The 13,362-nt window shown below is 63.9% G+C and carries 15 protein-coding genes; 10 read left to right on the top strand and 5 right to left on the bottom strand.

The genetic code is table 11. The features are described from left to right. Nucleotides 1–51 precede the first annotated feature (51 nt). Complete coding sequence (locus I6L32_RS08185) at nt 52–1,548, bottom strand: CoA-acylating methylmalonate-semialdehyde dehydrogenase (RefSeq protein WP_041212151.1); 1,497 nt, start codon at nt 1,546–1,548, stop codon at nt 52–54. Between the two features lie 97 nt (nt 1,549–1,645). Next, on the bottom strand, nt 1,646–2,974 hold the full coding sequence (locus I6L32_RS08180) for an aspartate aminotransferase family protein (protein WP_039039525.1): 1,329 nt from the start codon (nt 2,972–2,974) through the stop codon (nt 1,646–1,648). A gap of 171 nt (nt 2,975–3,145) precedes the next feature. Here I6L32_RS08180 and I6L32_RS08175 point away from each other — a divergent pair, with 171 nt between their 5' ends. The 6 genes from I6L32_RS08175 to I6L32_RS08150 all read left to right on the top strand — a co-directional run bounded on the left by I6L32_RS08175 (nt 3,146) and on the right by I6L32_RS08150 (nt 8,336). After that, nucleotides 3,146–3,688, top strand: a complete 543-nt coding sequence (locus tag I6L32_RS08175; protein ID WP_010672493.1) for a cupin domain-containing protein — start codon at nt 3,146–3,148, stop codon at nt 3,686–3,688. A gap of 250 nt (nt 3,689–3,938) precedes the next feature. Further along, entirely contained in the window at nt 3,939–5,435 is a 1,497-nt protein-coding gene (locus I6L32_RS08170; protein WP_182935651.1) for an aldehyde dehydrogenase, read from the top strand. A 124-nt stretch (nt 5,436–5,559) separates the two neighbouring features. Continuing rightward, nucleotides 5,560–5,733 (top strand): hypothetical protein, encoded by a 174-nt coding sequence (locus I6L32_RS08165; protein ID WP_010672491.1) that lies wholly within the window; start codon nt 5,560–5,562, stop codon nt 5,731–5,733. Nucleotides 5,734–5,855: 122 nt separating this feature from the next. Next, nucleotides 5,856–6,752, top strand: a complete 897-nt coding sequence (gene rarD / locus I6L32_RS08160) for an EamA family transporter RarD (RefSeq protein WP_041214098.1) — start codon at nt 5,856–5,858, stop codon at nt 6,750–6,752. A 56-nt stretch (nt 6,753–6,808) separates the two neighbouring features. Continuing rightward, entirely contained in the window at nt 6,809–7,612 is an 804-nt protein-coding gene (locus I6L32_RS08155) for an AraC family transcriptional regulator (RefSeq protein WP_201872912.1), read from the top strand. An 85-nt stretch (nt 7,613–7,697) separates the two neighbouring features. Next, nucleotides 7,698–8,336, top strand: a complete 639-nt coding sequence (locus tag I6L32_RS08150; protein ID WP_216944929.1) for a LysE family translocator — start codon at nt 7,698–7,700, stop codon at nt 8,334–8,336. 53 nt (nt 8,337–8,389) lie between these two features. Here I6L32_RS08150 and I6L32_RS08145 read toward each other — a convergent pair whose 3' ends face one another. Then, nucleotides 8,390–9,055 (bottom strand): chromophore lyase CpcT/CpeT, encoded by a 666-nt coding sequence (locus I6L32_RS08145; protein WP_216944928.1) that lies wholly within the window; start codon nt 9,053–9,055, stop codon nt 8,390–8,392. A gap of 143 nt (nt 9,056–9,198) precedes the next feature. Continuing rightward, nucleotides 9,199–9,786: a cysteine/O-acetylserine transporter gene (gene eamB, locus I6L32_RS08140; RefSeq protein WP_216944927.1), complete on the bottom strand. Its 588-nt coding sequence runs from the start codon at nt 9,784–9,786 to the stop codon at nt 9,199–9,201. A gap of 104 nt (nt 9,787–9,890) precedes the next feature. Between eamB and I6L32_RS08135 the strand changes: the two genes are divergently transcribed. The 3 genes from I6L32_RS08135 (at nt 9,891) to I6L32_RS08125 (ending at nt 12,164) form a co-directional block, all read left to right on the top strand. Then, nucleotides 9,891–10,838 carry a LysR family transcriptional regulator gene (locus tag I6L32_RS08135; RefSeq protein ID WP_201895202.1) on the top strand — a complete coding sequence of 316 codons (948 nt, stop codon included), beginning with the start codon at nt 9,891–9,893 and terminating at the stop codon, nt 10,836–10,838. Between the two features lie 92 nt (nt 10,839–10,930). Then, the gene (locus I6L32_RS08130) at nt 10,931–11,380 is read left to right on the top strand and encodes an SRPBCC family protein (protein WP_216944926.1); all 450 of its coding nucleotides are present in this window, start codon (nt 10,931–10,933) and stop codon (nt 11,378–11,380) included. Nucleotides 11,381–11,507: 127 nt separating this feature from the next. After that, nucleotides 11,508–12,164: a DUF3313 domain-containing protein gene (locus I6L32_RS08125; RefSeq protein ID WP_216944925.1), complete on the top strand. Its 657-nt coding sequence runs from the start codon at nt 11,508–11,510 to the stop codon at nt 12,162–12,164. A 60-nt stretch (nt 12,165–12,224) separates the two neighbouring features. Here I6L32_RS08125 and I6L32_RS08120 read toward each other — a convergent pair whose 3' ends face one another. Beyond that, nucleotides 12,225–12,725: a DUF1993 domain-containing protein gene (locus I6L32_RS08120; protein ID WP_041212145.1), complete on the bottom strand. Its 501-nt coding sequence runs from the start codon at nt 12,723–12,725 to the stop codon at nt 12,225–12,227. A 290-nt stretch (nt 12,726–13,015) separates the two neighbouring features. On the opposite strand from I6L32_RS08120, the gene ydfZ reads away from it, so the two are divergent. Then, a complete protein-coding gene (gene ydfZ, locus I6L32_RS08115; protein ID WP_039039534.1) occupies nt 13,016–13,213 on the top strand; it encodes a putative selenium delivery protein YdfZ in 198 nt (65 codons plus the stop codon). Nucleotides 13,214–13,362 lie beyond the last annotated feature (149 nt).

Here is a 13,362-nt window from a genome sequence, read left to right as displayed (position 1 = left end):
CCGGCGGCCTGCGGGGGCAAGAGATTAAAGCCACGGCAGCGAGCCGGTGGCTCACTTCATGGTCGGCATGGAGAACTCGGCGCCGGCGCGCAGGCTCTGGGGCCAGCGGGCGGTCACCGTCTTCATCCGGGTGTAGAAGCGCACCCCATCCGGCCCGTGCATGTTGAGCGGCCCGAAGATGGACCGTTTCCAGCCACCGAAGCTGTGAAACGCCATGGGCACCGGAATGGGAACGTTCACCCCTACCATACCGACCTGAACCCGCGTGGTGAAGTCCCTTGCGGTATCTCCGTCACCGGTGAAGATGGCGGTGCCATTGCCGTACTCGTGTTCGTTGATGAGGCGCAGGGCCGTCTCGTAGTCCGGGGACCGCACGATGGCGAGCACGGGGCCGAAGATCTCCTCCCGGTAGATGCGCATCTCGGGGCCGACCCGATCGAACAGGCTGCCCCCGATGAAGTAGCCCTCGCCATGGCTCAGGCCCCGGCCATCCACCACCAGCTCGGCCCCCTCGGCCACTCCCTGATCCACGTAGCCGCGCACCTTGGCCAGGTGTTCCCGGCTGATGAGGGGCCCCATCTCGTTCTCCGGACTCTGACCGAGGCCGGGGCCGACCCGCAGGGCCGCCACCAGGGGAGAGAGCTTCGCCACCAGGGCATCGGCGGTCTCGTCACCCACCACCACGGCCACCGAGATCGCCATGCAACGCTCGCCCGCCGCGCCATAGGCGGCCCCCATCAGGGCGGAAACCGCCTGATCCAGATTGGCATCCGGCATGACCACCATGTGGTTCTTGGCGCCGCCCAGGGCCTGCACCCGCTTGCCGTGGGCCGAGGCGGTGGCATAGATGTACTGGGCGATGGGGGTGGAGCCGACAAACGACACGGCACCGACCCTCGGGTCGGTCAGCAGCACGTCCACCACCTCCTTGTCGCCGTTGACCACGTTGAGCACCCCGTCCGGCAGGCCCGCCTGCTTGAGCAGTTCGGCCATGCGCAGAGAGAGGGACGGATCCTTCTCCGAGGGCTTGAGGATGAAGGTGTTGCCGCAGGCCAGGGCCACCGGGAACATCCAGAGCGGCACCATGGCCGGGAAGTTGAACGGGGTGATGCCGGCGCATACCCCCACCGGCTGCATCATGGAGTGGCTGTCCACCCCGCGGCCCACGTTGAGGGAGTGCTCCCCCTTGAGCAGATGGGGAATGCCGCAGGCAAACTCCACCACCTCCAGCCCCCGGGTCAGCTCCCCCTGGGCGTCGGAGAAGACCTTGCCGTGCTCGCGGCTGATGAGCTGGGCCAGCTCATCCCTGTGCTGCTCCATCAGCTCCTTGAAGCGAAACAGCACCCGGGCCCGCACCAGCGGCGGGGTCTGGGACCACTCCCCAAAGGCGCGCTCGGCGCAGGCAATCGCCTCGGCACACTCATCGGCCGTGCTGAGAACGACGGAGCCTTGCTGCTGGCCGGTGGCCGGATTGAAGATGGCACCGAAACGCTCGCTGCGACTCTCGGTCGTCTCGCCGTCGATGAAGTTGTCGATCCTGTAACTCATAAATCCTCCGTGATGGGTCATCCGTCCTCCCCTCGCCGCGCCGGGGCAGCACAGGGGGATGACGCCCGGGACGAGCGCCATCCTGTGTGATGTGGGGTCAGTCCTGGGCCTGCAGGGCGTCCTGCAGCAGGGTGAAGAGATCGTCGATCTGGCTGCGCTCGATGATGAGGGGCGGCGACAGGGCGATGATGTCGCCCGTCACCCGGATCAGCGCCCCCTTCTCGAAGCAGCGCACGAACACCTCGTAGGCGCGCTTGCCCGGCGCATCGGGCATGGGTTCGAGCTCGATGCCCGCCACCAGGCCGTAGTTGCGCACATCCTTCACGTGCTTGCAGCCCTTGAGGGAATGGGCAGCCTCCTCCCAGTAGCCCGCCAGCTCGGCCGCCCGGGTCAGCAGATTTTCGTTGCGATAGATCTCGAGGGTCGCCAAACCCGCCGCCGCCGCCACCGGGTGGCCCGAGTAGGTGTAGCCGTGGAACAGCTCGATGGCCCCCTTGCCCGCCGCCATCATGTCGTCATAGATGTGGTTCTGTACCAGCACGGCCCCCATGGGGATGGCGCCGTTGGTGAGCCCCTTGGCGCAGGTGATCATGTCGGGGATGACGTCGAACTCCTGGGCGGCGAAGGGGGAGCCGAGGCGGCCGAAACCGGTGATCACCTCGTCAAAAATCAGCAGGATGCCGTGTTTGGTACAGATCTCCCGCAGCCGCTTGAGATAGCCCTTGGGGGGCATGATGACCCCGGTGCTGCCGGCGATGGGCTCGACGATGACCGCCGCGATGTTGCTGGCGTCGTGCAGGAAGACAATCTTCTCCAGTTCATCGGCCAGGGTGAGGTCTTCTGCTGGCAATCCCTTGGTGAACGCATTTTTCCCTATGTTGAGGGTGTGAGGCAGATGATCCACCCCGGTCAGCAGGGAGCCGAACCACTTGCGGTTGCCGGGAATGCCCCCCACCGAGATGCCGCCAAAACCCACCCCGTGGTAGCCGCGCTCGCGGCCGATGAGCCGGGTACGGGTCCCCTGGCCGCGAGCCCGCTGCCAGGCCAGCGCAATCTTGAGCGCGGTGTCCACGGACTCCGATCCGGAGTTGGTATAGAAGACGTGACCGAATCCCTTGGGGGCGATCTCCACCAGCCGGTTGGCCAGCTCGAACGGCAGGGGGTGGCCCATCTGGAAGGTGGGGGCAAAATCGAGGTGGGAGATCTGCTGGGAGACCGCCTCGGCGATCTCGCGCCGACCATGGCCTGCGTTGCAACACCAGAGTCCGGCAGTGCCATCCAGTATCTTGCGGCCATCCTCTGAGTGATAATACATCCCCTCTGCCGACTTCAGGATGCGCGGCGCCGCCTTGAATTGCTGGTTGGCGGTGAACGGCATCCAGAATGCGGACATGTCGGGGGTATTGATGTCGCTGACAGGTTTCATGGTCACCTCATCCTTAAGGCGTTTAGTAACACCCGGCTCATGCCTATTAAATTAAACACCTGAATCCATAAAAAAGGGCTTTTATCGCCCGGCTTGGTGTCACCCCTCAGGGGTGGTATAAGATATTTAACACAATTTTAATAATAGTAAACAGTCAAGGAGTGTCTATCGATGGATATCGGTCACCGCCTCAAGGCGGTTCGCACCAAGGCGGCCCTCTCCCAGCGCGAGCTGGCAAAACGCTCCGGTGTGACCAACGGCTTTATCTCCCAGATCGAGAAAAATCAGGTGAGCCCCTCGGTGGCCTCCCTGCGCAAGGTGCTGGAAGGCATCCCCATGTCATTGGCCAGCTTCTTCACCGACGAGACGGAGATGGATTCCGAGGTGATCTTCCGTGCGGACGACATGCCGGATCTCGGCACCCACCCCATCAGCTACCGTCTGGTGGGTCACAGCCGTGCCAACCGCGCCATCGGCATGATGCAGGAGATACTGCCCCCGGGCGCCGACACCGGTGACGACATGCTGAGTCACGAAGGGGAAGAGTGCGGCATCGTCATCCGGGGTCAGGTAGAAGTCACGGTAGGCGAGCAGGTTCACCTGCTGGCACCGGGGGATGGCTACTACTTCGACAGCCGCACCCCCCACCGTTTTCGCAACGTGGGGGATCAGGAGTGCGTGCTGATCTCGGCCAACACGCCCGCCAGCTTCTGACGGGCCTTCTCCCGGAACAGCCCGCCGGGATCCCCCCTGCCCAGCCCAGGGATCAGGCCCGCGACACGGGCTCCAGCCCCGCCGCGCGGCCCCAGACACCCCAGGCCAGGGCGCCCGGTTTGCCCCGCCGTTGGCCCGGGTTGTTCGGGGTCAGTGTTTAATGAATTGTTACAAGATGGATTTACAAGCGGCAGGATGTTTAGCATATTGATACGCGGAGACTGACTTTCTGCCGGTTCAAGGAGTGAACATGAGTGACCTGACCCTGGCCCAGTGGCAACACAAGGCCGCCCATCTGACCCTGCCCTCGCAAGCCTTTATCGACGGCACCTACCGGGATGCCGTCAACGGCGCCACCTTCGATTGCATCAATCCGGCCAACGGCCAACTGCTGACCAGGGTCGCCTCCTGCGACGCCGCCGATGCCGAGCTGGCGGTCAAGGCGGCCCGTGCCGCCTTCGACGACAAGCGCTGGTGCGGCCTCTCTCCCAAGCAGCGCAAGCTTATCATGCAGCGCTTCGCCGAGCTGATGCGCCTGAACCTGGTGGAGCTGGCACTGCTGGAGTCGCTGGATATGGGCAAGCCCATCGGCGACGCCATGGGGTATGACGCCCCCGCCGCCGCGAACTGCATCGCCTGGAACGCCGAGGCGATAGACAAGATCTACGATCAGGTCGCCCCGGTGGAAGAGTCCGCCCTAGCCCTGGTGACCCGCGAGCCCCTCGGTGTCGTGGCCGCCATCGTGCCCTGGAACTTCCCCCTGGTGATGGCCTGCTGGAAGCTGGGCCCGGCGCTCGCCACCGGCAACTCGGTGATCCTCAAACCCTCCGAGAAATCCCCCCTCACCGCCCTGCGCATCGCGGGTCTGGCGAAGGAGGCGGGCATCCCCGACGGCGTCTTCAACGTGCTGCCGGGCTTTGGTCACACCGTGGGCGAGGCGCTGGCCATGCACATGGACGTCGACTGCATCACCTTCACCGGCTCCACCAAGATCGGCAAGCATCTGGTGCAGTGCTCCGGGAAATCCAATCTGAAACGCGCCTTTATGGAGTGCGGCGGCAAGAGCCCCAACATCGTGCTGGCGGATGCACCGGATCTGGATGCCGCCGCCAGAAGCGCCGTCGGCGCCATCTTCTACAACCAGGGGGAAGTGTGCACCGCCGCCTCCCGCCTGCTGGTGCAAAACAGCATCAAGCCCCAGTTCATGGAGCGGCTGCTGGCCCACGCCCGCGAATGGATCTCGGCCAACCCGCTCGACCCCACCACCCGCATCGGCGCCATGGTGGACCACATCCAGATGGAGCAGGTGCTCAACTACATCGCCATCGGCCAGCAGGAGGGCGCCAAGCTGCTGCTGGGGGGCAAACGCACCCAGCCCGAGGAGGGCGGCTACTACATCGAACCCACCATCTTTGACAACGTGACCCCGACGATGCGCATCTTCCGCGAGGAGATCTTCGGCCCCGTGCTGGCGGTGACCGGCTTCGACACCCTGGAAGAGGCCATCGCCCTTGGCAACGACACCGACTACGGCCTGGCGGCCGCTATCTGGACGGCGGATCTCAACCAGGCGGTGAAGGGGTCGCGCGCCCTGCGCGCTGGCACCGTCTTCGTCAACAACTGGGATGGCGGCGACATGACCATGCCGTTTGGCGGCTTCAAGCAGTCCGGCAACGGGCGCGACAAGTCCCTGCACGCCCTGGAGAAGTACACCGAGCTGAAAAGCACCTGGATCCAGCTCGAATAACGTCATAAATGACGCTTCTCAACAAAACAGGGGGAGAAATCCCCCTTTCTCATTTTTACTCTTTTATCCCCTCGCTCAATCGATATAATCGTCAAATAGCAAGCCATTAAATTTAAAGATAAAAATGCTGTTTTTTCTGGGAAGTGTACTGTTTCTGGTGGTGGGACTGCCGCTGTTGTTCTTCGTGCTGGGTCAGGGGGAAGCCTATGTCACCTGGGGCCCCTGGATCTCCGCCATCGCCCTCATGCTGTGGCTGCTGATGGACGTGGAGAAGATCCGCCGCGGGGGCGGTCGCTGAAGTCGCTCCTGCTGTTAAAATCCCGTCAGACCCATTTATTGTCTTCTTTCCCTGCAAAAGGATCGCTACACTGACTTTTTGCGATGTTTCCCGACATCCGCACTCCAGTGAAGGTTATCCGCATGCAACAACAGATCCAGCGCCAGGGCGTCCTCTATGCCCTCGGCGCCTACACCCTTTGGGGCCTGGCACCCATCTACTTCAAGTCCCTCTCCGCCGTGCCGGCCGCCGAGATCCTGACCCACCGCATGATCTGGTCCTGCGCCCTGCTGATGGTGCTGGTGCTGCTCGGACGCCAGTGGCACAAGGTGCAGACGGTGCTGCGCCAGCCCAAGGTGCTGCTCACCCTGGCCTTCACCTCCGTCACCGTCGGCGGCAACTGGCTGCTGTTCATCTGGGCCATCAACAACGGCCACATGCTGGATGCGAGCCTGGGCTACTACATCAACCCCCTGTTCAACGTGCTGCTCGGCATGGTGTTTCTGAGCGAGAAGCTGCGCCGCCTGCAGTGGTGGGCGGTGGGGCTCGCCTTTGTCGGTGTTGCCGTGCAGCTCATCGCCTTCGGCTCCCTGCCCTGGATAGCCCTGGTGCTGGCCTCGAGCTTCGCCATCTACGGCCTCATTCGCAAGAAGCTGGCCCTGGACGCCCTCACCGGCCTGCTCATCGAGACCCTGATCATGCTGCCGCCGGCCGCCTTCTATCTGTGGGGCATCGCCGACAGCCCCACCAGCCACCTCACCCAGAATGACTGGCACCTGAACCTGCTGCTCATCGCCGCGGGCGCCGTCACCACGGCCCCCCTGCTCTGCTTCACCGCAGCGGCCACCCGGCTCAAGCTCTCCACCCTGGGCTTCTTCCAGTACATAGGCCCCAGCCTGATGTTCATCCTGGCGGTGACCCTGTATGGCGAGGCGCTGGCGCTGGACAAGATGATCACCTTCGGCTGCATCTGGAGCGCCCTGGTGCTGTTCAGCCTGGATGGCCTGCGCAGCGGCAAGCGGCGCCAGGAGGCCGGCTGAGGCGCCGGCGCAATAATCTACAAGCCAAGGGGCCGCTTTCGGGGTATCAATAGGGGATGAACGCACCCCAATCCCGCATCCACTACTGGCAATCCCGGCTGCTGCCGGGGGTTGAACTCTCCCACTCCCACCACAGGGAGTTCAGCTATGGCCGTCACGTGCATCTGGACTACCACATCGGTCTGGTGCAGCGGGGCGGCCAGAAGTTCATCCACAAGGGGAACAGCCACCACCTGGTGCGCGGCGAACTCTCCACCGTCAACCCGGACGAAATGCACGACGGCCTCAGCCTGCTGCCGGAAGGGTACGAGGTGCGGGTCTTCTCCATCGCCCCCGAGCAGCTGGCCCGCTGGCTGCCGGAGCACCCCGAGCCCTTTTTCCACCAGGGATTGCAGAGCCGCCCCGACCTCTATCAGGGCTTTGCCCGCCTGCACATGCACCTGGACGGCCCTTCCCCCGACGGCCTGCTGGCGGAGAGCCAGTTGCTGGCCCTGCTGGGCGAACTGTTCCGGCTCGCCCCCGAGCGCCACGCCCTGGCGGATCCCCAGCTCAGGTTCCTGCGCGACCATCTGCTGGCCCGGCTGGACGAGCGCCACACCCTGGAGGACCTGGCCGCCCTGTTCGGGCTGGATCGCTTCGCCTTCCTGCGTCAGTTCAAGAAGAAGACCGGCATGACCCCCTATGCCTGGCTCAAGCGGCTGCGCCTCGAACAGGGCAAGCGCCTGCTCGGCAGCGGTCTGCCGGTGAGCGAAGTGGCACTGGCGGTGGGCTTCTTCGATCAGAGCCACTTCCACCACGGTTTTCGTCAGGCCTTCGGGCTCACCCCGGCGGAGTATCGCCAGCAGATGCTGCCCGCCTGAATCGTCGCCGCTGCAATCTTTTACAATCTCCCGTCCCCCGTCCTGCCCCATGCTGTCACCTCCATACCGCTGTCGGAGGTCTTTTATGTTCACCAGCCTGTTTCTGACCCTGGGTCTCGTCCACCTCGTCGCCCTGGCGAGCCCGGGCCCGGATTTCGCACTCATCCTGCGCACCAGCCTGCACAGGCCCACCGCCCTCGGAGCGGCCCTTGGCATCGCCCTCGCCATCCTGCTCCACGCCACCCTGAGCCTGACCGGCATCAGCCTGCTGATCGCAAGCCAGCCCTGGCTCTTTCTCGCCGTGAAACTGGTGGGTGCCATCTATCTGGGCTGGCTGGGCTGGGGGGCGCTGAAGGCGGCCTGGCAGGGAAGCGGGGATCTGGCGCTGCGCGCCGGAGGCGAGCGGCCGGGCTGGCGCAAGGGGGTGAAGAGCGGGCTGGCCACCAATCTGCTCAACCCCAAGGCGATGCTGTTCTTCATGGGACTGCTGGCCGCCATGGTGACGCCCCAGGTGGATGGCCTGACCCGGGGATTGCTGATCCTGGAGCTGTTCCTGCTCTCCCTCGTCTGGTTCAGCGCCCTGGCCTGGAGCCTCTCCACCCCCCGCGCCCAACACCTGCTCGGCCGCATCCAGCGCCCGCTCAACCTGATGACGGGCCTGCTGTTTGGCGCGGTCAGCCTCTCCATCCTGGTGGATCTGCAGGGGCACTGGCCAGCGGCCTGACCGGCACGTCCTTGTTGGCGGCAAGCAGGGAGGGGCCTTGACGGACGGCGCGTCTACTCCCCGCGCCGCATCCCCTTGCGCAGGTAGACGTAACCCTCCCCCGGGCTGCCCCAGCGCTGATGGGCGCCGTTGTCATAGGCCCTGTCCAGCAGCCGGACACTGTCCGGGCCGATCCAGAGGTACTGCACCAGGGTGGTGGCACCGCCAAAATCGGTGGCGCAATGCCCGACCCGGGTCTGTCCCTTGTACTCCCCGCTCGGCTGGCGGGTCAGCGAGATCTCGCACCCTTCGCGCAGGGAGAGTTGCTGCGGGGTGAGGGAGTCAAGCAGCTCGGGCCGACGCCAGGCGCCGGCAAAATCCGTGGCCCTCGGCATGGTCAGTTCGGCCATCAGGATGCGGCCATCGGGCAGGGAGGAGAAGCGGTAGATGCGCTGGCGAAACGGTCGCTGCGCCCGCTCGGTCAGAAACTGCTCCGCATAGACCCAGCGAAAGGGGCCCTCCCCGGGCCAGATCTCCACCAGCCGCAGCTCGGCGCTGGTGAAGCGGGCATCGAAGGTGGCCTGCTCCTGGCTGGAAAACTCCCCCGAGAACCAGGAGAGCAGGGGCTCCAGCCTCCCCTGCGTGGCATGGGGGCCGGGGGCCGTCACGAAGGGGACGGGCGCCGCCCAGATCAGGCTGGCGTAAAACAACCCCAGCAGGGCCGCCATCAGCTGTGTCATCGAATCCTTCCGAGTCGCTTGCATGGCGGCGATTATATGAGCGAACGGTGACAATAACCTCTATCTTGATCAACTCCTTGAAGAGAAAACGAAAAATCCTCTCTGCAGGCGAAAGGAGGCGACGCACCCCGGCCTGCGTTCCGTCAGATCAGCATCCGAAGCGCACAGTAAACCAACAAGCCCGCCAGCGTCAGGTTCAGAATGCGGCCGTGGCGCTGGAACAGGGGCTGCAGCAGATGACCCGCCAGGGCCCAGCAGAGGTTCCCCAGCGTGCCGATCAGCGCCAGCAGCAGGCTGACGCCCAGCACCCAGACGAATTCTGTGGTGTGGGGCAACACGAAGGTGGAGAGCGCCGTGATGCCGTATAGGATGACCTTCACGTTCACGAACTGCAGCCAGAAGCTGGTCCAGAAGCCGGGCAAGGCTCCATCTGTGCTCGACAGGTTGTAGCCGCTGGCCGCAATGCGCCAGGCCAGCCAGAGCACATAAGCCGCCCCGGCCCAGCTGAGCCAGCCAACCAGCGCGGGGGAGAGGCTGATGAGGGTGAAGGTGAACAGGGCACACAGCAGCATGATCAGCAGGAAGCCCGCACTCATGCCCGCCAGCACCCGGCTACTGCGGCGCAGACCATGCTGATTGGCGGCGCTCAGAGCCAGTATGTTGTTCGGTCCCGGCGTCATGGCCGTGATCAGGGTGTAAGTCAAAAATGCGCTGACAAGGGTCGTGGTCATGGTGTTTCTCCAAATGGGAGTGATACCTTAACGCGGCCACTGGCATCAAAAAATCGAATGTTTTAGCATTCTAAATTCAACCATTTCGATGAATTGGAGTCCCCATGGATTTGCGACGTCTCATTACCCTCAAGACGGTGATCGAGGAGGGCTCCTTCGTGAAGGCATCCCGCAAGCTCTGCTGCACCCAGTCGACGGTAACCTTCCATATCCAGCAGTTGGAGCAGGAACTTTCGCTACAACTGTTCGAAAAAATAGGGCGTCGCATGTGCCTGACCAAGGCCGGACAGAACATCATGCCGCATGTGCACGAGATGATCCGGGTGATGTCGGGTCTGCGCCAGGCGGCGCAGCAGGACGCCGAGCCGAGCGGCGAGCTCAGGGTCGCCATCGGCGAAACTCTGCTGGCCTACAAGATGCCGGCGGTGCTCGAGCGCTTCAAGCGGCTGGCTCCCGGGGTCCGACTGTCGCTCCGGTCCCTGAACTGCTACGTCATTCGCGATGCGCTGCTGGCGGACGAGGCCGATCTCGGTATCTTCTATCGGGTCGGCAACGATGCCGCCCTGCTGATGGAGAGCTTTGGCGAGCAACCCCTGGTGCTGGTAGCTTCCCCCGCCCTCAGCGGTGATATCGACTTCACCCGCCCGGATCAGCACCTGCCGGTCAGCTTCATCATCAACGAACCCCAGTGCATCTTCCGTCAGATTTTCGAGAGCACATTACGCCAGCGAGCCATCACTCTGGACGGCACCATAGAGCTGTGGAGCATAGAGAGCATCAAGCGCTGCGTGGCCAGCAACCTCGGCGTCTCCTTCCTGCCCCGCTTCGCCGTCGAGCGGGAGCTGAGTTCGGGGGAGCTGCAGGAGCTGCCCTTCTCCCCCACGCCCCTCGTCATCACGGCCCTGTGCGCCCACCACGCCAGCAAGTTTGTCAGCCCCGCCATGCGGGTGTTTATGGAGTGCGTGCAGACGTGCCTGACAGAGGAGGCGTCGCCAGCGGCAAATGCAGCCGCTCATGGCGACCAGGACGCGCGCCGCCTGATGACAACCTAGCCCTTCAATGGGAGCGCCACGACTCCTGACCCTCGGTTGTCCTTCCCCCGAGCGACTATCCTTGCTCGGATACAACCGAGAAGGAACCCAAGATGAGCACAGGAACAGTCACCCTGCATCGCGTACTCAAGGCCCCACCACAGCGGGTATACCAGGCCTTTATCGAGCCGGACGCCCTGGCCAAATGGCTGCCCCCCCATGGCTTCACCTGCAAGGTGGCGGTGCTGGATGCCAGGGTCGGCGGCCAGTTCAGGATGTCGTTCACCCACTTCGCCAGCGGCCACACCCACGCCTTCGGCGGCGAGTATCTCGTGCTGGAGCCGGGCAAGCGCATCCGCTACACCGACCGCTTCGACGACCCCAACCTGCCGGGGGAGATGCAGGTCACCATCACCCTCACCCAGGTGCTGTGCGGCACCGATCTCGCCATCGAACAGGCGGGTATTCCGGCGGTCATCCCGGTGGAGATGTGCTACCTCGGCTGGCAGGAGTCCCTGATGCAGCTCGCCACCCTGGTGGAGCCCGAGATCCCCGCCGAGTGACCCGACACGGGGGCTCCCCCGGTGGCCCCCGCACAGATACCCCTTGTGAGAGAGGGGCCTGATCAGGTATCTCTGTGGGCAGGGCGGGCTGCGTCCTTGCAGCGACCATCCACCGCCAGGAGCCCCCATGAAACGAGTCTTGATGATGACCATGGCTGCCGCCCTGCTGGGCGGGTGCGCCGTGAAGAACCAGGTCACCCACAGCCTGCAGGCGATCCCGCTCACGGCCTTCCAGCAAAGCGAGAGCAACCCCAACCAGCGCATCTACAAGGAGCCCGGCGTGGATCTGCGCCAGTACCATCAGGTGCTGCTCGACCCCTTGCAATTCATCCGCCAGGAGAACGGCCAGTGGTATCTGCTGACTGCCAACGAGCAGAACGAGATAGGCCGCTACTACCACGCCACCTTCCAGCGGGAGCTGATGAGCAAGGGCGTCAAGATGGCTACCGAACCCGGTCCCGGCGTGATGCGGGTGCAGGCGGCCATCACCAACTTCGACCTGACCCGCCCCGACCCCAAGCTGCGGGATCTGCTGCCCGCCAAGATCGCCATCAACGTCACCCGCGAGGTAATAGGCAAGGAGCCCTATCTGCTCAGGGTGGGCAGCATGGCCCAGTTGCTCGACGCCCAGAGCGGCAAGCTGCTGGTGCGGGTGATGGACGCTCGCGAGAGCCCGGACACCACCCACAAGGATTCCCCCATCACCGCCGAGGAGATGGAGAAGATGATCGATCAGTGGGCCGCAAGTCGCGCCAAACAACTGGCCGACAACCTGGGGCGCTGAGCCGGGCCGAAAACGACAAAGCCTGCCAGGGGGCAGGCTTTGTCGTCGCTGAAGCGCGGTTTATTGCAGGTTCAGACCACCCAGGTAATCCCGCTTGCCCAGATCCACCCCGGCCTGGCGCAGCAGGGCATAGGTCATGGTGAGGTGGAAGTAGAAGTTCGGGATGCCGTACTCGTGGACGCAGCTATGGCCGTCCATCCCCTTGCCACCGGCCCAGTAGGGGTAGTAGTGGCCGCTCGCATACTGGCTGAAATCGGCGTCCAGCTTGCCTTGCAGGTAGGCGATGGTCTTGGCCACGTGGGCGCGCAGATCCGCCATGGTCTTGGGATCATCCCCCAGCACCGGCGGCTCGCTCAGGCTGGCGGTGGCCACCACGGCGCGGGCGCTGTCACAACAGATCAGCACCTGCTTGCTCAGGGGCAGCATGTCGACGATGAGGCGCTCATTGAAGAAGTTGTCCACGTTGAATTTCTTCGCCTCGGCGTGGGCCTCGGCCTTGGCCAGACACTGGTCCAGGTTGGTCAGCATCTTGATGAACTGGGCTGCGATATCACGATTCATAATGCACTCTCGGTTGGTTGAAGGCAGTAAAACGAGCGGCTCCACTATAGCGCATCCCCCTTGCAGTTCGAGCCCGAGGGGATGAAAAGCGGGGGCGTCCTCCTTGCCCTGCGACAGGCAGTGGCGATCACCGGCGGGCTGCGAGGCCAGCGCGCCATACCCCGTCGCCGCACCGAGTCCCTCTTTCCCCTTTTTTTGATCTGTGACAGGCATCTCGTTTTTCGAGGGGCGTAGTCTGGAGCCCGTTGCCCCGGCACGGGCCGGGGCCCCCATCCCACAAGGAGAATGCCATGAAGATCTACGATCGAAACCGCAATGTGCTGACCCTGGGCCAACGAGTGATGATTGCCGCCACCGGCGCGGTCGACACCCTCAAGGAGGCGCACACCGACAACCTGACCCCCTATCAGGCCGAGCATGAGAAGTGCGTGCTGCTGACGAACAGCCAGGAGCGCTACGCCCCCATCGAGTTGATTAGACTAGGCTGATCCCGTTTTCCGTCACCCTACTCTTTACAATTCACCCGGCCGCACGTCCGTCGCTGGCCGGGTTTCTGGTCCCCTGTTTCTCCATCATCTCTCATTGCCCAGTCCCATTGATGCTCGATGGCAGCTAGCCATGTCTCCATCTGCCTCAG

The organism is Aeromonas sp. FDAARGOS 1402, assembly GCF_019046925.1.
In the GTDB taxonomy this organism is placed as follows: domain Bacteria; phylum Pseudomonadota; class Gammaproteobacteria; order Enterobacterales; family Aeromonadaceae; genus Aeromonas; species Aeromonas caviae.
This window is presented reverse-complemented; position numbering and strand designations above follow the sequence as displayed.